This window comes from Micromonospora sp. NPDC051296 (assembly GCF_040682255.1).
In the GTDB taxonomy this organism is placed as follows: domain Bacteria; phylum Actinomycetota; class Actinomycetes; order Mycobacteriales; family Micromonosporaceae; genus Micromonospora; species Micromonospora craterilacus.
This window is the reverse complement of the sequence record NZ_JBFBAO010000071.1, coordinates 1-23,325: the sequence shown is the minus strand read 5'-3', so window position 1 is coordinate 23,325 and position 23,325 is coordinate 1. Positions and strand designations below refer to the sequence as shown.

Sequence of the window (23,325 nt, the reverse complement as noted above, 5' to 3'; positions counted from 1 at the left end):
CTCCAGCCGCCGCCCGACGGTGAACCCGGGCGTGCCCTTGTCGATCACCAGCAGGCTCAGCGCCCCGTCGCCCGGCTGGCCGGTGCGGACCGCCGTGGTCACGAAGTCCGCCCGGACGCCGCTGGTGATGTACGTCTTCGCCCCGTTGACCACGTAGTGGTCTCCGTCGCGGCGGGCGTGGGTGCGGATGCTCGCCACATCGGAGCCGGTGTCCGGCTCGGTGATCGCCAGTGCGCCGATCATCGAGCCGGCCAGTGTCGGCCGGACGTACCGGTCGATCAGGTCGTCGTCGGTGCTCTCCGGGCCGCCGAGCCGCCCGCCGAGCGTGCCACCCAGCCGGCCACCGGCGGCGGCGACCATGTGCGGCAGCGCGATGCCGTGCGTGAAGAGGGCGGCGACCAGCCCGGACGACCCGCCGGATCGGATGATCTCCTCGGTGACGATGATCGAGTCGAGCAGATCGCCGCCGCTGCCCCCGACCGACTCGGGGAAGCCGATGCCGAGCAGACCGAACTTCGCGGCGGTGGCGTGCAGTTCGCGCGGCACCTCGCCGGCCCGCTCCCAGTCGGCCAGGTGCGGCAGCACCTCCCTGGACACGAAGGCCCGGGTCAGCTCGCGTAGCTGCCGCCGCTCGGGGGTGTCCACGATGGTCAAGGCCGCACCTCCCCGACGGCGGATGCCGGTCCGGCGGCCAGGTGCGCCGGCAGGTCGACCATCTGGGCGCGAAGCAGCTCGCCGAGCGCCTTGGCCTGCGGGTCGAACCGGGTGGAGGCGGCCACCCCCGCTCCGAGCAGCCCTTCGATCACGAAGTTGACCGCCCGCAGGTTGGGCAGCTCGTGCCGCTGGACGGTCAGCGGGGCGGTCTCCGGCAGCAGCTCGGCCAGCCGCTCCACAGTGAGCCAGCCGCGCAGCCAGGCCCAGGTGGCGTCCGTACGCGCCCAGACACCGAGGTTCGCGTCGCCGCCCTTGTCCCCGGAGCGCGCCCCGACCAGCTCACCCAACGGCGCCCGCCGGGTCGGCTGTAAGGAAGGGCCTCCTGTAGACGCCGGGTGTTGTACAGGGGGCCCTGCCAAACCCGTCACCGTCGGCGGGGCGATCGGCACCCGGGTGCCGTCCGGTAGCACGGCGACGTGCGCGACCGCTTCCTGCGGCACCGCGTCGGCGGTGAACACGCCGTACGGGGTGGCGTCGCCGGGCAGCGTGGTCAGCGTGCAGCCGGGGTAGGAGGCCAGCGCCAGCTCCACCGCGGCCGCCGAGAACGCCCGCCCGGCCCGCGCCTTGTCACCGTCGCGCAGGTGTACGTGCAGCAGCCCGCTCGCCGCCTCGGTGTCGGCGGCGTCCGGATGGTCGGTACGGGCCAGCGTGAACTCCAGCCCCTCCTTGCCGACCGCCTCCTCCAGTTGAGCTCGGACCAGCGCCGCCTTGGCCGGAATGTCCAGCCCGCAGAGCACGAACGTCATCGAGTTGCGGAAGCCGCCCAGGTTGTTGACGCCGACCTTGAACGCGTCCGGCGGGGGCGTACCCCGGACGCCGGAGACGCGTACCCGGTCCGGCCCGTCCTGGCCCAGCACCACCGTGTCCAGCCGGGTCACCACATCCGGCCCGAGGTACGCCGGCCCGCCCACCTCGTACAGCAGTTGGGCGGTGACCGTCTCGACGGTGACCGCGCCGCCGGTGCCGGCGTGCTTGGTGAGCACCGACGAGCCGTCCGGGTGGACCTCGGCGATGGGGAAGCCCGGCCGGTGCCCGCCGTCGGGCAGCTCGGTGAAGAAGCTGAAGTTGCCGCCGGTGACCTGCGCCCCGCACTCGATCAGGTGACCGGCCACGGTGGCGCCGGCCAGCGCGTCCAGGTCCTCGCGTCCCCAGCCGAAGCGGGCGATCGCCGGCCCGACGACCAGGGAGGCGTCGGTCACCCGGCCGGTGACCACCACGTCCGCCCCGGCGTCGAGGCAGGCGGCGATGCCGAACGCACCGAGGTACGCGTTCGCGGTCAGCGCGTCCGGTCGGGCCAGCGCGTCGCCTTCGACGTACCCGATCCGGACGGAGAGGCCGAGCCGGTCGGCGAGTGCGCGGATCGCGGCGGCCAGCCCGGCCGGGTTGAGCCCGCCGGCATTGGTGACCAGCGCGACCCCGCGGTCGAGCGCGGTGCCCAGGCAACCCTCCAGTTGCCGGAGGAAGGTCTTCGCGTAGCCCAGACCGGGATCGCGCATCCGGTCCCGGCCGAGGATCAGCATCGTGAGCTCGGCCAGGTAGTCCCCGGTCAGCACGTCCAGCTCGCCGCCGTCGAGCATCTCCCGCCACGCGGAGAACCGGTCGCCGTAGAAGCCGGAGGCGTTCCCGACCCGCAGCACCTCGCTCATGCCAGCGTCCTGGCGCTGTCGTCACCGCTGCCTGCGACGGACCCTGGGGTGCGGCCGGTGCCGGGTGGGCCGGCGAACGCCTGTGCCACGTCCAGCCACTCGTCGGCGACCGGCCCGGTGGCGACCAGGGCCAGATCGGCGCGGTGCCGGCGCTGGGTCACCAGCCGGCAGAAGTCGAGCGCCGGACCGGTCACCCGGTCGGCCGCGTCCGCCGGGCCGAAGGCCCAGGTCTCGCCGGCACCGGCCGGTGCCACCAGCTCGACCCGGACCGGCGTCGTCGGCACCGCCCGGCCGTGGGCGGCGAAGCTGTGCCCGAGGGTACGGAAGCCCAGGTACGCGACGTGCCGCAGCCGGCCGGTCGCGGGCCGGGAGACGCCGAGTGCGTCGGCGATGTCCTCGCCGTGCGCCCAGGTCTCCATGATCCGCGCGGTGGCCATCGAGGCGGGCGACATCCGGGTGCCGTACCAGGGCAGCTTCTCTCCCGCCGGGGCGGCGGCGAGGGCCGCTCCGAGCGCCGACCGGCCGGCCCGCCACCGGGCCAGCAACGCGGCGGGCGGGGCGAGGAACGACTCCGCGCCGGCGTCGACCAGCCGGGACGGGTCCGGCGTGGAGGTGACGGTGGCGTAGAACGCCTCGGCGTCGGTCGCGGCGAGCTGGGCCACATGATCGGTCCAGGCGAGGTGGGCGATCTGGTGGGCGATCGTCCAGCCCGGTGCCGGTGTCGGGTGGTCCCACTCCTGCGGTGGCAGCCCCGCGACGAGCGCGTCGAGCTGCTCGGACTCGGCGGCCAGATCCGTGAGCAGTGCGGCCAGGTCGACCATGGTGCCTCCGGGTGGGGTGAACCGGTCAGGGGGTCAGCGCCGCTCGCTCCCCGGCGATCGGTCGGCTGGGGCGCTTCCCGGCGGGGCGTCCGCCGGGGTGAGCAGGGTGGCCAGCTGGCGTTTCCAGGCGTGTAGCAGGGCGGCCCGGCGGGCCGAATCGTCACTGAGCAGGTTGGCCACGCCGAGCCCGCGAAGCAGGTCGAGGGTGGCCTGCACCGCCTCGCGTACGCCCGGCCGGCGCTCGTCCACGCCGAGCAGCTCGACGGTCAGCCGGTGCATCTCCCGGCCGACCCGGGCTTCGAGGGGCAGCAGGGCGGCGCGCAGTTCGGCGTCGGTGCGGGCGGCCACCCACAGTTCCAGGGCCGCGACGAAGAGCGGGCCGGTGAAGGCGGCGGCGAGCAGGTCGACCACCCGGTCCAGCCGACGGGAGCCGGCCGGCAGCGCGTCGGCCTCGGCGCGCAGCTCGGCCGCCCGGCGCTCGGTGAGGTGGACCACGGCCGCGGTGACCAGGGCGGTCCGGGTCGGGTAGTGGTGCAGCTGGGCACCCCGGGAGACGCCGGCCCGGGCCGCCACGACGGTGGTGGTGGTGCCGGACCAGCCGTGCTCGACCAGGCAGTCGACGGTCGCCTCCAGCAGTCGGGCCTGGGTGGCACGGCTGCGCTCCTGTTGAGGGACACGGGTCGATGTGGTGGGCACCGGCTCAGCGTGCCGGCCGGGAAACAAACAGTCAAGACTGACTTTTATTCCGTGCGGGTACGTGGGGCAGGTGGCGAGGGGTCAGCGCCCGTCGCGCGGGCCGAAGGCGACCAGGGCGTCCACATCGCTGTTACGGGAACGCAGGTACTCGTCGGCCCAGGCGGCGGCGTCCGGGAAGCCGGACGCGGCGGACACCCGGGCGCAGGCCGCGTCGACGTCGTACGCCGTCCGGCGAAGCTGGACGCCGGGGCCGAGCAGCGCCCACCAGGCACCCGCGCCGCCGTAGGGCATGCCGACGCTGCCCGGGTTGACCACCAGCCGGCGGTCGACCAGCCGGGTGAAGGGCATGTGGGTGTGCCCGCAGACCACCGTGCCGACCTCGGGCGGCAGGCCGGCGAAGACCTCGGCCCAGCGGTCGAGCCTGGAGTCGACCAGCACGACCTCCTCATCGTCGCGGGGTGTCGCATGGCAGAACAACACCTCGCCGAGACCGGTCACGGGCAGCTGGACGGCCAGCGGCAGTGCGGCCAGCCGCGCGACCTGGTCCTCCCGTAGCCGCCCGGCTGCCCAGTTCGACACGTCGATCGGGGACGGGCGGCCGGCCCGTGCCTCGACCAGTTCCCGGTCGGCGTTGCCCCGGACCCAACGGGCCCGGTCGCCCAGGGAGGCGAGCAGGTCCAGTACCTCGACCGGCTGCGGTCCGGCCGCGAGGTCGCCGGTGAGCACGATCAGGTCGGCTGCGGTCACTTCCGGCTCGGCCAGGACGGCTTCCAGCGCCGGCAGTACGCCGTGGATGTCGGAGAGGACGGCGACGCGTTCGGGCATCGGCCCAGCGTTCCCAGTCGCCGGTGCTCCCGTCCAGTGATTCTGCGCCAGGCAGACCGAAGCCGGAGCACGGGCTGCTCCGAATGGGGACGGGGTCGCCGTCGACCCGGAGACGACACCGCCCGGTCCGCGCGTGGCGGGCCGGGCGGTGTGGCGCAGCCGAGGGCCGGGTGGGACCGGCGGGGCGGGTGTCAGACCCGCGCGCGGCGGGCCAGACGCTCCGGGTCGAGGATGATGATGCTCTTGCCGTCCAGGCGGAGCCAGCCGCGCGAGGCGAAGTCCGCGAGGGCCTTGTTGACCGTCTCCCGGGAGGCGCCGACGAGCTGGGCGATCTCTTCCTGGGTGAGGTCGTGCGTGACCCGCAGTACGCCGCCGTCGCGGGTGCCGAAGCGGCCGGCCATCTGGAGCAGGTTCTTGGCGACCCGGCCGGGCACGTCGGTGAAGATCAGGTCGGCCAGCGCGTCATTGGTCCGGCGCAGCCGGCGGGCCAGCACCCGCAGCAGCTGCTCGGCGATCTCGGGCCGGTTGTTCAGCCACGGTCGCAGGGCCTGCTTGCGCAGTCGGGCCAGGCGGCTGTCGGTGACCGCGGTGGCCGTGGCCGTACGCGGGCCCGGGTCGAACAGCGACAGCTCGCCGACCATGTCCGACGGGCCCATCACCGCGATCAGGTTCTGCCGGCCATCCGCCGCCCGGCGCCCAACTTTGATCTTGCCGGACAGCAGGATGTAGAGACTGTCGCCGGGCTCGCCCTCGTTGAAGACGACCTCGCCCTTGCGGACCTCGATCGTCTCCATCTCCTTGGCGAGCGCCTCGGCAGCCTCCGGGTCTACTCCCTGGAAGATCCCGCTGCGGGCCAGTACCTCGTCCATCGCGCACCTCCGGTTGCGCGTGCCGTCTGCTCGGCCGGGTCCGCCGTCCGCTGATCCCTCGCGCGCCGACCAGTCTAGGCGCACGTGAGCAGGAATCAGAGGTGCACCCCTGGAATCTTGATCGGTCGACGTAACGCGCCCGTCGTGGTCACCCAGTAAGATCCCGCGACCGCCCGGGTGGATGCCGGCGGCCCGGACGCCGGCCGTAGGGTCACGGCGTGCTGAGTGAGCCGCTGCTGACCGGCCGCCACGAGGACGGGCGGGACATTCCGCTGCTCGTGTGGCGTGCGGGGCGCCCCCTGCGGGCGGTCAGCACCGCGCCGCTGGGCGGGGGGATCGGCGTACGGCGGTGGGTGCTGAACGCGACCGTGCCGATGTCGTACGACCGGGACGACCCCGCCGACCACCTGGCCGAGCTGGCCCGCCGGCTCGGCCTCGACGGGCCCGGGGTGGGCCTGCTGACCGGGGTCGACGTCGGCGAGGTGGTGACGCGGACCGACACCGGCGTGCAGGTCTGGGCCACCGTCGGCCTGGGCATCCCGATTCCTGCGGCGGCGCCCGCCGTGGCGGCACCGGCGCAGCGGGTCGGCACCGTCAACATCGTGGCCTACGTCCCGGCCCGGCTCGGCGACGCGGCGCTGGTCAACGCGGTGGCCACGGCCACCGAGGCGAAGTCCCAGGCCATCGCGGAGCTGGGGCTGCCCGGCACCGGCACCCCGACCGATGCCGTGACCGTCCTCTGCCCGCCGGACGGACCGGCCGGTGCCTACGGCGGCCCGCGCTCCACCTGGGGCGCGCCGCTGGCCCGGGCGGTGCACGCCGCCGTGCTGGCGGTCGGGACCGACACCGTGCCATGGTCGGATCGGCTCCCGGGCTGAAACTCCCCACCCGATCGGCCGTCGTGGCAGCGCTACCTGCCCGGTAGGGTCGCCCACGATGTATGCTGCCGCCCCCCTTGCGTCCCGGCCGCACCGCCACACCATGGCCCTGCGGCATCGCCACACCGTGGCCCCGCGGCATCGCCACGCCGTGGCCCGGCCGCGCCGCCGTACCGTGGCCGCGCTCGGTGCGCTGCTCGTCGCCCTCCTCCTCGCCGGCTGCGCCGACCCCGGCGACCGGCCGATCTGGCAACCCGGCACGGGTGGCGGTGGCACCGGCGCACCGGTCGAGTCGAAGGCCCCAGAGGTCAAGACGATCTCCCTCTCCGCCACCGGCGACATCGTCATGGCCATGGCGCCCAACCGGATGCCGCCCAACGGCGGCAAGGGCTTCTTCAACTCGGTCAAGAAGGCGCTCGCCGCCGATCTGGTGATGGGCAACCTGGAAGAGCCGCTGACCGTGGACACCGGCACCGGCAAGTGCGGGGCCAACTCCACCCGCTGCTTCCAGTTCCGGGCCCCGCCCGAGTACGCCGCGCATCTCGCCGACGCCGGCTTCGACCTGCTCAACCAGGCCAACAACCATGGCTACGACTTCGGGCCGAAGGGGTACGAGAACACCCAGAAGGCGCTGGAGGAGCACGGCCTCGCGCACACCGGCGCGCCCGACCAGATCACCGTGGTCGACGTCAAGGGCGTCAAGGTGGCGGTCGCCGGCTTCTCGTCGTACCGCTGGTCGAACAGCCTGGTCGACATTCCGGCCGCGAAGAAGGTGATCGAGAAGGCTGCCGGCCAGGCCGACATCGTCGTGGTGCAGGTGCACATGGGGGCCGAGGGGTCGGAGATGACGCGGGTACGGCCGGGCACCGAGATGTTCCTCGGCGAGAACCGGGGCGACCCGATCAAGTTCTCCCGGGCGATGATCGACTCCGGTGCCGACCTGGTCGTCGGCCACGGTCCGCACGTGCTGCGCGGCATGGAGTTCTACAAGGGTCGGCTGATCGCGTACAGCCTGGGCAACTTCGCCGGTGGCGGCAACTCGCTGAGCAACACCGGCCGCCTCGGCTGGGGCGGGGTGCTGAAGGTGTCGCTCAAGCCGGACGGCAGCTGGGGCGGCGGCTCCTTCACCTCCACGTACATGGACGGAAACCGCAAGCCGACGATGGATCCCGACGACCGCGGTCTCGGGTTGCTCCGGGACCTCACCAAGCTCGACTTCCCGGACAGTGGCGCCCAGTTCACCGACGCTGGGAAGATCAGCCCGCCGGACCGGGACTGATCCCGGTCCGGACGCGTGGGCGGGCGGAAGAGTCGGCCCGGCGACGTAGGCTGGCCGTCGTGACCAGAAGTGCCACCGAGACCGACCTCGGGCGGACCCGTCGCGCGCGCCGGATCGGCCGCGCGCTGGCCGAGACGCATCCCGACGCGCACTGTGAACTCGACCACACCAACCCGCTGGAACTGGCCGTCGCCACCATCCTCTCGGCCCAGTGCACGGACAAGAAGGTCAACGAGGTCACTCCGAAACTCTTCGCCCGCTACCCGACCGCCGCCGACTACGCCGGGGCGGACCGGGGCGAGATGGAGGAGTTGATCCGGCCCACCGGTTTCTACCGCAACAAGACCAACTCACTGATCCAGCTGGGCCAGGCCCTCGTCGAGCGCTACGGCGGCCAGGTCCCCGGCCGGTTGGCTGACCTGGTGGCGCTGCCCGGGATCGGTCGCAAGACCGCCAACGTCATCCTCGGCAACGCCTTCGACGTGCCCGGGATCACCGTCGACACGCACTTCCAGCGGCTGGTGCAGCGCTGGCGGCTGACCACCGAGACCGACCCGGTCAAGATCGAGCACGAGATCGGGGCGATGTTCCCCAAGCGGGACTGGACCATGCTCTCGCACCGGATCATCTTCCACGGCCGTCGGGTCTGCCACGCCCGCAAGCCCGCCTGCGGGGCGTGCACGCTGACCAAGCTCTGCCCGTCGTACGGCACCGGGCCGACCGAGCCGGCCGTGGCGGCCAAGCTGCTCAAGGGCCCTCGGGCCCGCGACCTCGCGGCAGCCGCCGGGGTAGACCCGGAGCTGGTGCCGGCGCAGGCGGTCCGGGCGGAGGTGCCGTGATCCGTCGGCTCGCGCTGCTGTCCGTACCGCTGCTGCTGCTGGTCACCACGGCATGCACCGCCGAGACCGAGGCGCCCACGCCCAACCAGCAGAACGCGGTGGCCGGCCGGCCGTCGCCGTTCCAGGACTGCGCCGCCCTCACCGCCGCCCCGGACGGCTCCGGCGGCGGCAGCGCGGTGGAGGGAGCCGCCGGCAGCGATCTGCTGCCCGAGCTGACCCTCACCTGCTTCACCGGCGGCGCCCCGGTCGCCCTGCGGGAGGTACGCGGGCCGGCCGTGGTCAACATCTGGGCCTCCTGGTGCCCGCCCTGCCGCAAGGAGCTGCCCGCCTTCCAGCGGCTCAGCGAGCGCGCCGAGGGGCAGCTGCGGGTGATCGGGGTGAACAGCCAGGACAGCCGTGGCGCTGCCCAGTCCATCGGCGAGGATTTCGGCGTACGGTTCCCGATGCTGGTGGACCAGGGCGAGGCGTTGCAGCGGGCACTGCGCCGCAAGGCCTTCCCGCTGACCATCTTCGTGGACGCCGACGGCCGGATCCGGCACATCGACACCTCCGGCGCGCTCGACGACGCCCGGCTCGCCGAACTCGTCCAGCAGCACCTCGGCCTCTCGGTGCCGGTGTGAGCGAGCACCAGCGAGCGAACCATCAGCGCAGTGCTGGGCGGGCTCAGGCCGGTGCCGAGCGAAGCGAGGTGACGGCGTGAGCCGACCGCCGGGCTGGATCGAGCCGCTGCTGGACCGGCTCGGCACCGCGCGTACCGAAGACTTCACCCAACTGCTCACGCCGGAGAGCGGCGGCCGGGAGAGTGCCGTGCTGGTGCTGCTCGGTGAGGACGCGGGCACCGGGCCGGACGTGCTGGTCCTCCAGCGGGCGGCAACCCTGCGCAACCATGCCGGCCAGCCGGCGTTCCCCGGTGGGGCCGCCGACCCGGAGGACGCCGACGCCGCCGCGACCGCGCTGCGCGAGGCGAACGAGGAGGTCGGTCTCGACCCGGTCAGCGTCACCGTCCTGGCGCAGCTGCCGCGGCTGTGGATTCCGGTCAGCGACTTCGTGGTGACCCCGGTGCTCGCCTGGTGGCACGCGCCGCACCCGGTGCACCCCCGGGAGCCGGCCGAGGTGGCGCACGTCGCCCGGCTGCCGATCGCCGAACTGGTCGACCCGGCCAACCGGGTGCGGGTACGCCATTCGAGCGGCTGGATCGGGCCCGCGTTCTCCGTCCGCGGGATGCTCGTCTGGGGCTTCACCGCCGGGGTGCTGGCCGCGCTGCTGGAGATGGGCGGCTGGAGCCGGCCGTGGCCCCGCGACCGCGTGATCGATCTTCCGCCGACCGGGGCGTCGCCCGCACCGTCGGCCGGCACCGACGAGGTCGACGAGAGCGCTGTGCGCTGATCAAACGGTCACCTTCCGCAAGCGATCGTCCTCCCGCGAGCCTGTGGCCCGTACTCTTGAGCGGTGTCGGCCGTGGATCTCGTCCTGCTGTTGCTCATGCTGGTGTTCGCGATCAGCGGATACCGACAGGGGTTCGTGATCGGGGTGCTGTCGTTCTCCGGGTTCTTCCTCGGTGCCCTGATCGGTCTCCAGGTCGGGCCGATGTTCGCCCAGCAGTTCGTCGACAGCGGCACCCGGGTGCTGATCTCCCTGGTCGCCATCTTCGGCCTGGCCGTGGTCGGCCAGGCACTCGCCGGCTGGCTCGGTTCCCACCTGCGGCGCACCATCGCCAGTGACGTGGGTCGGCGGGTCGACGACGTCGGCGGCGCTTTCGTCTCGCTCTTCGCGGTGCTCCTGGTCGCCTGGCTGGTCGCAGTGCCGCTCGGCTCCTCCTCGCTGCCCTGGCTCGCCGCCTCCGTACGCAGCAGCGCGTTGCTCAACGTGGTCGACCGGGTGCTGCCCCATCAGGCCCAGCAGTTGTCCACCGCGCTGCGGGACACCGTCGACACCAACGGCTTCCCGGACGTCTTCGACGGTCTCCGGCGTACCCAGGCCCGGCAGGTCGAGCCGCCCGACCCGGCGCTCGCCGGCTCCGAGGTGGTGACCAACGGCCAGCGCTCGGTGGTCAAGGTGCTCGGCTCGGCCCCGAGCTGTTCCCGGCGGATCGAGGGCTCCGGCTTTGTGTACGCCGACGACCGGGTGATGACCAACGCGCACGTGGTCGCCGGCACCCGCACGGTCGCGGTGGAGATGCGCGGCGACCGGTACGAGGGAGAGGTCGTCGTCTACGACCCGGACCGGGACCTGGCCGTGCTGTACGTACCCGGGCTGCCCGGCCCGTCGATGCGGTTCGCCGCCGGCAACGCGGCGACCGGCGCGGACGCCATCGTGCTCGGCTTCCCGCTGGACGGGCCGTACAACGCCCAGTCGGCGCGGGTCCGCGACGTCGACCGGATCACCGGGCCGGACATCTACTCCTCGGGGAACGTCACCCGGGAGATCTACACGATCCGGGCGTTGGTGCGCAGCGGCAACTCCGGCGGGCCGCTGGTCTCCGCCAACGGCCTGGTGCTCGGGGTGATCTTCGCGGCGGCGGCCGACGACCCGAACACCGGCTTCGCGGTGACGGCAGCCGAGGCCCGCCCGGTGGCGCTGGCCGGTGCCGAGCGGACCCGCGGCGTCGGCACCGGTGAGTGCACCTGACCGTCAGCGTCACTCAGGGAGCGGGCGGGTCAGCCGGTGCGGTGGGTGGCCCGGACGCAGCGGCCGGCCGGTGCAGATCGGGGAGTTGAGCAAGCGGACCGGGGGCCACGGCGGCGGGGCGACGAGGCCGGTCAGCGGTGCGACTGCCGGAACCGACGCACCATCAGCGCCGCCCCGGTGAGCAGGGCGACGAGGATCGCCGAGCCGACCCAGAGCCGCTCCGTCGCGGTGTCGTCCTGAACCCCGGCAGCCCGTGCCCGCCACCGGGTCTCCTGCTGTTGTCCGGTCAGGCCGAGCTGTTCGGCGTCGGGGTCGTTCACCTGCGCCGAGCCGGGTGCCGGGCCGAACCCGGTCACGCCCGGCGAGTCGTTGTCGTCCAGCGGGTTGTCGTGCACTAGCGGCACGTCCGCGGTCAGCGCCGCGACCGGGTCGACCAGGCCGTAGCCGAACCGGTCGTCCCGGCCGGTGGGGCCGATGTCCTTGGCGGTGGCCAGCAGCCGGTTCACCACGTCGCCTGCGGACAACTGCGGATAGCGGGCCCGGATCAGGGCCGCGGTGGCGGCGACCAGGGGCGCCGCGAAGCTGGTGCCCTGCACCCGCCAGTACCCGCTGGGCGGGCGAGCACCGACGAGACCGCTGGCGGGAGCGGTGAGGATGGTGGCGCGGCCGGTGATCGCGCCGCTCCACAGGTTGTCGCTGTTGCGTTCCAGACCGGAGACCGCGATCACGCCCGGCTCCCGGGCCGGGTACCACACCTTGGCGTCGGGCGAGGTGGCGAGGTTACCGGTGCAGGCGATCACCACCACGTCGCGGGCGAAGGCGTAGTCGATGGCCGCCGCCAGGGCGGCGCTGTCGCCGCTGCCGCCGAGGGACAGGTTGATCACCTGGGCGCCGTTGTCGACCGCCCACCGCACACCCTGGGCCACGATCAGCGCGTCGTCGTAGCGGTTCTCCTCGTCGAGAACCCGCACGGGCAGGATCCGGGCGTCCGGGGCGAGCCCCACCACGCCCTGACGGTCGTCGTTACGCCCCGCGATCAGGCCGGCCACCGTCGTGCCGTGGCCGACCGGATCCGGCTCGGCCGCCCCACCGGGGCTGACCAGGTCGAGCCCGGGCAGCACCTGACCCACCAGGTCCGGGTGGGAACCGTCCACCCCGGAGTCGATGACGGCGACCACCACGCCACGCCCGGTCGAGGTACGCCACGCGGCCTTCGCGCCCAGTTTGTCGAGTTGCCACTGCTCGTCGCGGACCTGGTCGGCGCGGTCCGTCACGTCCCCGGGCGCGTACGCCACGGGGACGCCGAGGGCGGCTGGGGAGACCGGCACGGCGGCAGCGGGAACGACCGCGACGGCAGCCGACAGCACGGCAGCGGCCGCCGCGAGCAGCGCCCGGTGCGCCAACCCTCGGGGCCCTGGCGGACCGCCGTGCCGCACCCTGGTCACATTCTCAGCCATTCGTCGCAGGACACATGACGATCGGAGATTACCGGTTCCGTCCCGCTTCTAGGGACGTTCCGTGGACTCGGCGTCACTGTGGTGGCAGGTGGGCCAACTGGACCAGGCGTACGCCCTCGCGTCGGGTGAACAGCCGGCCGCGCCCGGGCGGCAGCGGCCCGGGCCGGACCGGACCGACCAACGCGCCCTCCTCCGGGCTGCCGGACATCACCAGGCCCGAGGTGGACAGTTCGCGGAGCCGCTGCACGACGGGCTCGTACTGGGCGCGGCCGGCACCGCCGGAGCGTCGGACCAGCACCAGGTGCAGCCCGACGTCGCGGGCGTGCGGCAGGTGCTCTTCCAGCGCCCGCAGCGGGTTCGACGGCCCACTGGCGACCAGGTCGTAGTCGTCGACCAGCACGAACAGTTCCGGACCGGACCACCACGACCGGTCGCGCAGCTGCGCCGGGCCGACCTCCGGGCCCGGGATCCGGCCCTGCATGTAGCCGGCGGCCGACTCGACCAGGTCGGCGGTGTGCGCGGCGGCGGTGCCGTACCCGATCAGGTGGGGTGTCTCGATGGCGCCGAGCAGGCTGCGCCGGTAGTCCACCAGGATCAACCGGGCCTGCTCCGGGGTGAACCGGCTGATGATCGAGGTGGCCAGGGCACGCAGGAAAGACGACTTGCCGCACTCGGCGTCGCCGTAGACGACGAAGTGCGGCTCGGTGGTGAAGTCGAGGACGACCGGGCGCAGGTCCGCCTCGGCGACCCCGACCGGGATCCGCAGCCCGGTGGTGGCGTCGAGGTCGAGATCGGCGTACGGCAGCACCGCCGGGAGCAGTCGCACCCGGGGCGCGGCCGGTCCGGACCAGGCCGCGGTCGCCTGCTTGACCAGACCGGCGGTGTCCGAGCCGGCGAGCTGCGGCAGCGCGACGAGGAAATGCAGGCTCTCCGAGGTGATGCCACGTCCCGGTGTCTGCTCCGGCACGTCGGCCGCCGCGCGCCGGGCGACCAGCGAGTCCGACGGGTCACCGAGACGCAGCTCCAGCCGGGAGCCGAAGAGGTCCCGGATGGCCGGCCGGAAGTCCAACCAGCGCACCGCGGTCGCCACCACGTGCACGCCGTACGACAGGCCCCGGGTGGCGAGGTCGGTGATCAGCGGTTCCAGGTCGTCGTATTCGCCGCGCAGGGTCGCCCACCCGTCGATGACGAGGAAGACGTCGCCGAACGGGTCGGTCCCGGGCTCACCGGCGGTGACCTGGGCAGCGCGCCGCTGCCGCCAGGCGGCCATCGACTCCAGCCCGAGTTCGGCGAAGGTACGTTCCCGGTCGGCCAGCAGGGTGGCCATCTCGCCCACGGTGCGCCGTACGCCCGTGGGGTCGGCCCGCCCGGTGACTCCGCCGACGTGTGGCAGGTCCCGCACCGCGGCCAGCCCGCCGCCGCCGAAGTCGAGGCAGTAGACCTGCGCCTCGGCCGGGGTGTGGGTGAGCGCCAACGCGCAGATCAGCGTACGCAGCGCGGTGGACTTGCCGCTCTGCGTACCGCCGACGACCGCGACGTGGCCGGCCGCGCCGTCCAGCGCCAGCCAGAACAGGTCACGACGCTGCTCGTACGGCCGGTCGACCACCGCCACCGGTACCTGTAGCGCCCCGTGCAGTTCCGGGTTGCCGAAGGTGAGCCCCCGGACCGGGTCCACCGTGAGCGGACCGACCAGCTCGTCCAGGGCGGGCGCACCGTCCAGCGGCGGCAGCCACACCTGGTGCGCCGGCGGTCCCTGTCCGGTGAGCCGGCCGACCAGCAGGTCCAGCAGGGTTTCCCGGCCGTCGTCCTCGTCCTGCTCGGCGACGGGTGGGGCGGGCGGTTGCGGGGCGGGCGTGAAGTGGGTGGAGAAGGCGAGCAGGCGGGGACGGCCGGGAGTGGCCGCACCGGCCGCCGGGCCGCGCCGGCGGACCGGCCCCGAGACGTACGCGGCCTTGAAGCGCAGCAGTGGCTCGGTGCCGAAGCGCAGGTAACCGTGGCCCGGCGAGCGGGGCAGCTCGTGCGCGTCCGGCACCCCGAGCACCGTCCGGGACTCCAGCGTGGAGAAGGTCCGCAGCCCGATCCGGTACGACAGGTGGGTGTCGAGCCCCCGCAGCCGCCCCTCCTCCAGCCGTTGGCTGGCCAGCAGCAGGTGCACGCCGAGCGACCGGCCCAGCCGGCCGATCTGGACGAACAGGTCGATGAAGTCGGGCTTGGCCGACAGCAGTTCGGAGAACTCGTCGCAGATCAGCAGCAGCGACGGCAGCGGGGCCAGCGGGCTGCCCGCTGACCGGGCCCGCTCGTAGTCGCGCAGGCTGGCGAAGTTACCGGCCCGGCGCAGCAACTCCTGCCGGCGGACCAGCTCACCGTTGATCGCGTCGACCATGCGGTCGACGAGGGGCAGCGCGTCGGCCAGGTTGGTGATCACGGCGGCGGTGTGCGGGAGCCGGTCGAACGAGGCGAAGGTGGCCCCACCCTTGAAGTCGACCAGCACGAAGTTGAGCTGCTCGGAGGAGTGGGTGGCGGCCAACCCGAGCACCAGCGTACGCAGCAGCTCGGATTTGCCGGAGCCGGTCGCGCCGATGAGCAGGCCGTGCGGGCCCATGCCGTCCTGCGCCGACTCCTTCAGATCCAGTTCGACCGCGCCGCCGTCCACGCCGACGCCGATGGGCGCGCGCAGCCGCTCACGCGCCGACCGCGGGGCCCAGCCCTGCTCGGCGGTGAAACCCTCCGGGTCGCCGAGGCCGAGCAGCTCTGGCAGGCCCGGCTCGGCACCGGGTGCCGCGTCCGCGCCCCGAGTGGCGGCGGCCAGCCGCAGCGGGGCCAGCCGGCGCGCCACCGCCTCGGCCTCGGCGATCGCCAGCGCGTCGGCGGTGCCGACCTCGGCGGGTCCGTCCGCCGAGTGTGAGTGCAGCCGGCCGCGGCGCAGTTCCAGCAGCAGCGCGAAGCGGTCGAGCAGGCGCGGTGGCGGGGTGTCCAGGTCGATCAGGGTGACCGCGTCGATGCCGCCGTCCCCGATCAGCTCGGTGGCGCCGGTGAGGTCGCCGCCGTCCAGCACGACGACCAGGTGCGGCCCGTCGGTGGCCGGCCCGGCCGCGCTGAACCGGGACCGGCTGGCCAGCACCTCGTCGAGCAGGCGCTCCAGCTCCACCGCCGAGCTGGTCACCAACCGCACCGGGCCGAGGGCGTCGCCGCGGGTCGGGTGCCGGGCGTGCGGCAGCCACTTGATCCACTCCCAGACGTTTCGCCGTTCCGGCCCGGCGCAGACCGCGATGAGCAGCTCGTCCGGGGCGTGGAACACCGCGAGTTGGGTCAGCATCGCCCGGACCAGCGCCTGCGCGGCCGGCGAACCGGTTGGACCGGCCGGCGTACCCCGGACGAAGACCCGGGCGAAGCTGCGCAGCGACAGGGCCACCGGCAGGTCGGGCACCACCGAGTACGCGTCCAGAAAGCGGCGCAGCGCCCCCGCGGTCATCGGCTCCAGCTCATCGAGCGGGCGGGTGACCGGCGGGACCAACGGGGTGGCCAGGGTCTGCGGCCCGACGGCGACCCGGACCACCGCGAAGTCCGGATCGGTTGGGCGCCGCTCCCAGACCCGGTGGCTGTCCACCGTCGACCAGAGCAGCGCCGGATCCGGGTGCCGGTAGTACAGGCCGGCGCGCTGCCGCGTCGCGGTCTGTCGGACCTGCCGCCGCAGCGTGCTCAGGTGCCGCAGGTACTCCCGGCGGGCCGCCGTCATCTCGGACTTCTTCGGGGTGCCCGAGGCGCTGCCCCAGGAGGTCGCCAGCATCGCCAGCGAGGAGAGGCCGAACATGCCGCCGACCACGTACGAGTACGCGCCGCCGCCCCGGCCGAACATCATCGCCATCGCGACCGTGCCGCCGAGCATCGGCAGCACCATCAGCATCTGGTGCCAGCGTCCACCGGTAACGGGCGGGATCTCCGGAGGCGCCTGGACCGGCAGCTCACCGACCGGAATGTCCGGCGCTGGGCGCCGTGCCGGCCGCCGGATGACGACAGTGGACACTCGACCTCCTGACAGCGCACGGTAACCCGAGCCTGGCTCATGGTAGGTAAAGTCCTCTCGTCCGCGCAGCCGTCACCCCGACCGATATGGAGATCAGTCGATGACAACCGGGCTGGCCCGGGTCACCGTCAGCGCCCCCCAGCGGCGGGTGGACGTGGCCCTGCCGGAGCAGGTCCCGCTCACCGAGCTGTTGCCCGAGGTGCTGCGGCACGCCGGCGAGGGGCTCGCCGACGACGGGGAGCGGCACGGCGGCTGGGTGCTGCGGCGGGCCGACGGCAGCGTGCTGACGACCGGGCAGGCACTGCTCGCCCAGGGTGTCCGCGACGGCGAGGTGCTGCACCTAGTGCCCGCCCACGCCGAGTGGCCCGAGCTGGAGTACGACGACGTGGTGGAGGCCATCGCGGACGCTGCGCGCCGGCGCGGCGGTGCCTGGTCACCCGGTGCCACCCGGGCAGCCGCTCTCGCCGGCGCCGGCGTGCCGCTCGCCGTCGGCCTGCTCGCCCTGCTCGCCGGCGGGCCGGGCCAGGCCACCGGCTGGCTGGCCGCGACCCTGGTGGCGGTGCTGTTGGTGCTGGCCGGCACCGTGCTTTCGCGGGCTCAGGGCGACGGTCCGGCCGGGGCGGTCCTCGGCGGTTACGCGTTGCCGTACGGCGCGGTGGCCGGTGCACTGGCCGTCAGCTCGGGCGACCCGGTCGGGCCGTTCGGCCCGCTGCGCTGGATCGGCGCGGCAGAGCTGCTGGCCGGCGCGGTGGCGCTGCTGCTGGTGTCGGTGCTCGGGCTGTTCGGGGTGGCCACCCGGCTGCGGATCTTCGTGGCCGGTGTGGTGGTGGGCGCCGCCGGCGGGCCGGCCGCCCTCGGCGGCCTGCTGCTGGGTCCGGCCGGCACGGCTGCCGTCCTGCTCTGCGTACTGGCCTTCGCGATCGGGGCGATCCCGCTGCTGGCCATCCGGCTGGGCAAGGTTCCACTGCCACCGATCACCCTGCCCACTGGCACCCAGGACGATCCGGACCAGGCCCGCGACCTGCCGGACCGGGGCCGGGTGTACGCGGCCGTGGCCCGTACCGAGGAGATGTTGACCGGAATGCTGATCGGGCACGCCGTGCTCGCGGTGGCCGCCGCGGTTCTGCTCGGCGTCACCGGCGGCGTGGCCGGTCGGCTGCTGGTCGCGGTCACCTCGGCGGTGCTGCTGCTCCGCGCCCGGCTCTTCGTGGCGGTGCGGCACCGGATGCCACCCGTGCTCGCCGGGCTGGCCGGGTACGCGGTCCTCGGCGGGGTGCTCGCCCGGGACGCCGACCCGACGGGCCAGCTAGTGCTGGCGGTCGGCGGGCTGCTGGTCGCCATGCTGGTGGTGGCCGGCGGCACCACGTACGCCCGCCGCCCGGTCTCCCCGTACGTCGGTCGGGTCGCCGACCTCACCGACACCGTCCTGGTGGTCTCCGTGGTGCCGATCGCCTGCGCGGTGCTCGGCCTGTACGAACGGGCCCGCGGACTGCTCGGCTGAGCGGTCCCCGGGCCCGTCGGGAGGTGCGGGTCAGTGTGCGGACTCGCCGTGCTCCTCGGCGTCCTTGGCCCGCTGGAACGACGCCCGGATCTCGGCCTCGGCCTCGGTACGCCCCACCCAGGTGGCGCCCTCGACCGACTTGCCCGGCTCCAGGTCCTTGTACACCTCGAAGAAGTGCTGGATCTCCAGCCGGTCGAATTCACCGAGGTGGTGGATGTCGCGCAGGTGCTCCTGCCGCGGGTCCTCGTAGGGGACGCAGAGGACCTTGTCGTCGCCGCCCTTCTCGTCCGTCATCCGGAACATGCCGATGGTGCGGCACCGGATCAGGCAGCCCGGGAAGGTCGGCTCGGGCACCAGCACCAGGGCGTCCAGCGGGTCGCCGTCCTCGCCCAGGGTGCCCTCGATGAAGCCGTAGTCGGCTGGATACTGCGTGGAGGTGAAGAGGGTGCGGTCCAGCCGGATCCGGCCGGTCACGTGGTCCACCTCGTATTTGTTGCGGTGACCCTTGGGGATCTCAACCGTGACGTCGAAATCCATTTCCCACGCTCCCTCGTCTGCCCACGCTGGCTTGACGGAACCGGCGGCCTCACCAGGACAGGCGAATGCCCACCCACCGACTCCGGCCGCCGCATAGTCTTCGGACCGAAGTAGTGTCACCCAGGCCGGTTCCCGGTGGGGGAGGAGGGGGTCCGTGGGGAGGGAAGATTCACACTACCGTCCGGACGAGGCTGCCGGAGGTGGTAACAACCAACCGCCGGCGAAGCCGGCGACCGGGCGGATCCCGGTGCCCGACGCGCAGCTGTTCCGGGCGCAGCCCCCGATCCCGACGGCTGGCTCGCCGCCGTCGGACCGTACCCCGAACAGCCCGCCATCCGGTCCCGTCGGTAAGGCGTCCGTGCCGACCAGCCCGGCTGGTCCGGTCGGTAAGGCGTCCGTGCCGACCAGCCCGGCCGGTCCGGTAGGCCGGGCCTCCCCGCCGACCAGTTCGGCGTCCGTCCCGCCCGGCCCGACGCCGGGAGCGTCGCCGAACCTGGCCGAGCAGACCCAGGACCTGACGGCGGGAACCGGCCCGGACAACGGCCAGGGGGCGACCCTGGCACCCGAACGGCCGGGCCCGCCCGGAGCGATCGCCCCGACGTCCGGGGCCGCCCCGGTGCCTCCCCGGCCGTCCGGCCACCGGCGCCTACCGCTGGTGCTCGCCGCGGTGCTGGTGCTCGTACTGGTCACGGTCGGGCTGGTCGTGGTGCGCCCCGGGCCGGTGGGACGGTGGCTGGGCGACGGCAACGCCGGGCCCGCGCCCACCGAACCGGCGGAGCCCGCGCCGGTCGCGGTGCTGGCCGCCGCCGACGTCGGCGCACCGATGCCCAGCGCCGAGGGGATGCGAGCGGTGCTCGACCCGCTGGTCGACGACGCCGCCCTCGGTGGTCGGGTCAACGTGGCGGTGGCCGACGCGCTGACCGGGCAGCCCCTCTTCGACCGTGGCGGCGGCGAGGGCACCGTGCCGGCGTCGGTGACCAAGCTGCTGACCGCGGTGACGGTGCTCACCGCCCGCGGCCCGGGCTACCGGATCCCGACCCGGGCGGTGGCCGGTGCCCAGCCGGGCGAGGTCGTGATCGTCGGCGGCGGAGACCCGACCCTGGCGGCCGGCGCCAAGGGCTTCTACCCGGGCGCCGCCAGCCTGGAGGACCTCGCCAACCAGGTGCGTACGGCGCTCGGCGGGACCGCGCCGAGCCGGGTGATCGTCGACTCCTCGCTCTTTCCCGGGCCGGTGTACGGGCCCGGCTGGGACGACGACATCCCCACCGGCGGATACGGCGCCGCGGTGACCGCGTTGATGCTCGACGGCGCGCGCAAGGACCCGAAGGCCGGCCAGGGCTGGGCCGAACGGGTGCCCCAGCCGGACCTGACCGCCGGACGGGCCTTCGCCCGCCTGCTCGGCGTACCGGACAGCGCCGTGCAGAAGGGCACCGCCCCGGCGGCACCGACCGAGGCGACCGGGGCGCCGGCCGAGACCACCGAGCCCGGCGCGGAACTGGGCGTGGTGCAGTCGCCGCCGCTGATCCGTCTGGTCGACATCATGATCAGCGAGAGCGACAACATCGTCGCCGAGGCGCTGGCCCGCCAGGTCGCCCTGGCACACGACGAGCCCGGCTCGTACGCCGGTGCCGCCGCGGCGATGGCCGAGGTGGTGTCCGAGCTGGGCCTGCCGGCCGGCGGGTTGACGCTCGCCGACGGCAGTGGCCTGTCCCGGAAGAACCTGATCAGCCCGGCGCTGCTGACCGAGTCGCTGGCGCTCGCGGCCAGCCCCGACCGGCCCGAACTCGGCGGCATCTTCGGTGGGCTGCCGGTCGGCGGCTGGTCCGGCACACTGCGCGACCGCTACGGGGCCGCCCCGGGCACGGCCGCCGGCGCCGGGGTGGTCCGTGCCAAGACGGGCACGCTGACCAGGGTGCACGCCATCGCGGGGGTGGTCACCACGGCCGAGGGACGGCTGCTCACCTTCGCCGTACTCACGGATCAGGTGCCGCCGGACGGGATGGAGCCGGCCCGGGCTGCGCTCGACCGGATCGCCGCCGCCCTCGCCACCTGTGGCTGCCACTGATCCGGTGGCCGAGCGCCGTCCCGGCCGGCGAGCCCGGGATGGGTGTCGCGGCGCGGGTACGGTGGGTTGCATGGCGCAGTTCGTGGACTGGGATCTGGCCACCGCGACCGCGGGGGCGCTGGGCAAGTCGGGCCCCCGGGTGTCGTACGCCGAGGCCACCGAGGTGGTCGCCGACCTGCGCCGGTTGACCGACGAGGCGGCCGGGCACGTCGCCGACTACACCGGGCTGACGTCGCAGGTGGCGCACCCGCCGGTGCGGGTGGTCGACCGGCGCGACTGGGCGGCGACCAACATCGCCGGCCTGCGCGAGGTGATTACCCCGCTGGTCGGCCGGCTCGCGCAGGACAAGCAGCCCGGTGCGCTGACCGAGGCGGTCGGCTCCCGGCTCACCGGGGTGCAGGCGGGCACCGTGCTGGCGTACCTGTCCGGTCGGGTGCTCGGCCAGTACGAGGTCTTCTCCGCCGACCCGGGGCAACTGCTGCTGGTCGCGCCGAACATCGTCGAGGTGGAGCGCAAGCTGGGGGCCGACCCCCGGGACTTCCGGCTCTGGGTGTGCCTGCACGAGGTGACTCACCGGACGCAGTTCACCGCCGTGCCGTGGATGCGGGCGTACTTCCTCGGCGAGGTGCAGGCGTTCGTGGACGCCGCCCAGGGCGGCGAGCATCTGCTGGACCGGCTGCGCCGGGGCGTGGGCACCCTCGCGGACGTGGTCCGCAACCCGGAGAGCCGGGCCAGCGTGCTGGACATCGTGCAGACGCCGGCGCAGCGGGCGGTGCTGGACCGGCTGACCGCGCTGATGACCCTGCTGGAGGGGCACGCCGAGTTCGTGATGGACGGCGTCGGCCCGCAGGTGATCCCGAGCGTCGAGCGGATCCGGGCCGGGTTCAACCGCCGCCGCGAGGCCGGCAACCCGGTGGAGAAGACGATCCGGCGGCTCATCGGCATCGACGTCAAGATGCGGCAGTACGCGGAGGGCCGCCAGTTCGTGCACGCGGTGGTCGACCGGGTCGGGATGGCCGGTTTCAACCGGGTCTTCGAGTCGCCGCTGACCCTGCCCCGCCTGACCGAGCTCAGCGAACCGGACGCCTGGGTGGCACGGGTGCACGGGCCGGTCGGCCCGGTGCCGACCGCCGGCTGAGCACGCCGCGCCGATGGCTCCGCTCGCCCCGCCCGTCGCCGCGATTCGGATCGCGGTCCGCCGCGCGCTGACCGAGCTGCCGGTGGACGGGCCGGTGCTGGTCGCCTGCTCCGGCGGGGCCGACTCACTCGCCCTGGCCGCGGCCGCCGCGTTCGTGGCACCCCGGGTGGGCCGCGCCGCCGGCCTGGTGACCGTCGACCACGGGTTGCAGGCCGGGTCGGCGCGGCGCGCCGAGGCGGTGGCGCGGTGGGCGGCGCAGGCCGGGCTCGCGCCCGTGGAAGTGGTCCGGGTCGAGGTCGCCGGCCGGCCGGGTGGCCCCGAGGCGGCGGCCCGGACGGCCCGTTATCAGGCGCTGGCCGAGGTGGCCGGGCGGCACGGCGCTCCGGCGCTGCTCACCGGACACACTCGGGACGACCAGGCGGAGACGGTGCTGCTCGCGCTGGCCCGGGGCGCCGGCCCGCGCGGGCTGGCCGGGATGCCGCCGCGCCGGGACCTGGCCGGGGTGCCGCTGGTCCGGCCGCTACTGGAGATCGGTCGCGCGGAGACCCGGGCGGCGTGCGTGGCGCTCGGGCTGACGCCGTGGGAGGACCCGCACAACAGCGACCCCGCGTACGCCCGGTCCCGGGTCCGGGCCGACGTGCTGCCGGCGCTGGTCCAGGCCCTCGGGCCAGGCGTGCTGGACAACCTCGCCCGCACCGCCCGGCTGGTCGCGGCGGACAACGCCGTACTGGACGAACTGGCCGGCGAGGCGCTGATCGGGGCGCGGCATCCCGACCGCGGGCTGGCGGTCAAGGCGTTGGCCGACCTCGCACCCGCGGTACGCGGCCGGGTGCTGCGCGCCTGGGCCCACGAACTCGGTGCGCCGCCGGCCGCGCTGTCGCATCGGCACGTCGCCGCGCTCGACACGCTGGTCACCGCCTGGCGGGGGCAGGGGGCGGCGTACCTGCCGGGTGGGCTGCGGGTGCTCCGCCGCGCCGGCCGGCTGCTGCCGGACCCGCCGGATCCCGCGCCCTCGCCCGGCGGGACGCCCGATCCGGCTGCCGGGCTCTCGCCCGGCGCGGCACCGGGCGGTGCCGGAGTCGGGGGATGACGTACCCGCGGCAACCGCTCTTCGCCCCGCACGCCGTGGTGGCGACGAGCCAGCCGCTGGCTGCGGCGGCCGGCCTGGCCGTGCTGCGGCGCGGCGGCAACGCCGTCGACGCGGCACTGGCCACCGCCGTCACCCTGACCGTGGTGCAGCCGCCGTCCAACGACATCGGCGGGGACCTGTTCGCCATCGTCTGGGACGGTGAGCGGCTGCACGGCCTGAACGCCTCTGGCCGGTCACCGGCCGCGCTGACCCGCGAGGTGGTGCTCACCGCCACCGGCGGGCGGGGTGCCGACCCGGCCGACGCGCTGGGCGGGGCCC

At 74.3% G+C, this 23,325-nt stretch carries 19 protein-coding genes and 1 pseudogene; 11 read left to right on the top strand and 9 right to left on the bottom strand.

Annotation, left to right across the window (positions count from 1 at the left end; translation table 11 throughout):
• From AB0M52_RS10890 to AB0M52_RS10865, 6 genes are all read right to left on the bottom strand, one after another.
• Positions 1-654 (bottom strand): acyl-CoA dehydrogenase family protein (locus AB0M52_RS10890; protein WP_363951796.1); only part of this gene is annotated, 654 nt, incomplete at its 3' end.
• Positions 651-2,360: an acyclic terpene utilization AtuA family protein gene (locus AB0M52_RS10885; protein WP_363951793.1), complete on the bottom strand. Its 1,710-nt coding sequence runs from the start codon at positions 2,358-2,360 to the stop codon at positions 651-653. The genes AB0M52_RS10885 and AB0M52_RS10890, both read right to left, overlap by 4 nt.
• On the bottom strand, positions 2,357-3,181 hold the full coding sequence (locus AB0M52_RS10880) for a TIGR03084 family metal-binding protein (protein WP_363951791.1): 825 nt from the start codon (positions 3,179-3,181) through the stop codon (positions 2,357-2,359). Before AB0M52_RS10880 ends, AB0M52_RS10885 begins: the two co-directional genes overlap by 4 nt.
• 33 nt (positions 3,182-3,214) lie before the next feature.
• On the bottom strand, positions 3,215-3,877 hold the full coding sequence (locus AB0M52_RS10875) for a TetR/AcrR family transcriptional regulator (protein WP_363951789.1): 663 nt from the start codon (positions 3,875-3,877) through the stop codon (positions 3,215-3,217).
• 81 nt (positions 3,878-3,958) lie between these two features.
• Complete coding sequence (locus tag AB0M52_RS10870) at positions 3,959-4,702, bottom strand: metallophosphoesterase family protein (RefSeq protein WP_363951786.1); 744 nt, start codon at positions 4,700-4,702, stop codon at positions 3,959-3,961.
• 191 nt (positions 4,703-4,893) lie between these two features.
• Positions 4,894-5,571, bottom strand: a complete 678-nt coding sequence (locus AB0M52_RS10865; protein WP_013736306.1) for a Crp/Fnr family transcriptional regulator — start codon at positions 5,569-5,571, stop codon at positions 4,894-4,896.
• Positions 5,572-5,789: 218 nt separating this feature from the next.
• Here AB0M52_RS10865 and AB0M52_RS10860 point away from each other — a divergent pair, with 218 nt between their 5' ends.
• The 6 genes from AB0M52_RS10860 to AB0M52_RS10835 all read left to right on the top strand — a co-directional run bounded on the left by AB0M52_RS10860 (position 5,790) and on the right by AB0M52_RS10835 (position 11,195).
• Complete coding sequence (locus tag AB0M52_RS10860) at positions 5,790-6,449, top strand: adenosylcobinamide amidohydrolase (RefSeq protein ID WP_363951783.1); 660 nt, start codon at positions 5,790-5,792, stop codon at positions 6,447-6,449.
• A 103-nt stretch (positions 6,450-6,552) separates the two neighbouring features.
• Complete coding sequence (locus tag AB0M52_RS10855; RefSeq protein WP_363951780.1) at positions 6,553-7,728, top strand: CapA family protein; 1,176 nt, start codon at positions 6,553-6,555, stop codon at positions 7,726-7,728.
• A 59-nt stretch (positions 7,729-7,787) separates the two neighbouring features.
• On the top strand, positions 7,788-8,567 hold the full coding sequence (gene nth, locus AB0M52_RS10850) for an endonuclease III (protein WP_363951778.1): 780 nt from the start codon (positions 7,788-7,790) through the stop codon (positions 8,565-8,567).
• On the top strand, positions 8,564-9,187 hold the full coding sequence (locus AB0M52_RS10845) for a TlpA disulfide reductase family protein (protein ID WP_363951776.1): 624 nt from the start codon (positions 8,564-8,566) through the stop codon (positions 9,185-9,187). Before nth ends, AB0M52_RS10845 begins: the two co-directional genes overlap by 4 nt.
• Positions 9,188-9,263: 76 nt before the next feature.
• Complete coding sequence (locus tag AB0M52_RS10840; protein WP_363951774.1) at positions 9,264-9,953, top strand: CoA pyrophosphatase; 690 nt, start codon at positions 9,264-9,266, stop codon at positions 9,951-9,953.
• A gap of 63 nt (positions 9,954-10,016) precedes the next feature.
• Positions 10,017-11,195: a MarP family serine protease gene (locus AB0M52_RS10835; protein ID WP_363951771.1), complete on the top strand. Its 1,179-nt coding sequence runs from the start codon at positions 10,017-10,019 to the stop codon at positions 11,193-11,195.
• A gap of 131 nt (positions 11,196-11,326) precedes the next feature.
• On the opposite strand, the gene mycP is transcribed toward AB0M52_RS10835, so the two are convergent.
• Positions 11,327-12,652: a type VII secretion-associated serine protease mycosin gene (mycP, locus tag AB0M52_RS10830; protein ID WP_363951768.1), complete on the bottom strand. Its 1,326-nt coding sequence runs from the start codon at positions 12,650-12,652 to the stop codon at positions 11,327-11,329.
• 73 nt (positions 12,653-12,725) lie between these two features.
• On the bottom strand, positions 12,726-16,676 hold the full coding sequence (eccCa, locus tag AB0M52_RS10825; protein ID WP_363951765.1) for a type VII secretion protein EccCa: 3,951 nt from the start codon (positions 16,674-16,676) through the stop codon (positions 12,726-12,728).
• A 100-nt stretch (positions 16,677-16,776) separates the two neighbouring features.
• Between eccCa and eccD the strand changes: the two genes are divergently transcribed.
• Positions 16,777-18,177 (top strand): type VII secretion integral membrane protein EccD, encoded by a 1,401-nt coding sequence (eccD, locus tag AB0M52_RS10820; protein WP_363951762.1) that lies wholly within the window; start codon positions 16,777-16,779, stop codon positions 18,175-18,177.
• 30 nt (positions 18,178-18,207) lie between these two features.
• On the opposite strand, the gene AB0M52_RS10815 is transcribed toward eccD, so the two are convergent.
• Positions 18,208-18,714 (bottom strand): inorganic diphosphatase, encoded by a 507-nt coding sequence (locus AB0M52_RS10815; RefSeq protein WP_363951759.1) that lies wholly within the window; start codon positions 18,712-18,714, stop codon positions 18,208-18,210.
• A 616-nt stretch (positions 18,715-19,330) separates the two neighbouring features.
• Here AB0M52_RS10815 and dacB point away from each other — a divergent pair.
• The 4 genes and pseudogenes from dacB to AB0M52_RS10795 all read left to right on the top strand — a co-directional run.
• A complete protein-coding gene (gene dacB, locus AB0M52_RS10810) occupies positions 19,331-20,779 on the top strand; it encodes a D-alanyl-D-alanine carboxypeptidase/D-alanyl-D-alanine-endopeptidase (protein ID WP_363951798.1) in 1,449 nt (482 codons plus the stop codon).
• Between the two features lie 70 nt (positions 20,780-20,849).
• On the top strand, positions 20,850-21,917 hold the full coding sequence (locus AB0M52_RS10805) for a zinc-dependent metalloprotease (protein ID WP_363951756.1): 1,068 nt from the start codon (positions 20,850-20,852) through the stop codon (positions 21,915-21,917).
• Between the two features lie 13 nt (positions 21,918-21,930).
• A pseudogene (tilS, locus tag AB0M52_RS10800) lies at positions 21,931-22,902 on the top strand (tRNA lysidine(34) synthetase TilS); the annotation flags it as partial.
• A 101-nt stretch (positions 22,903-23,003) separates the two neighbouring features.
• Positions 23,004-23,325 (top strand): gamma-glutamyltransferase (locus AB0M52_RS10795; RefSeq protein WP_363951754.1); only part of this gene is annotated, 322 nt, incomplete at its 3' end.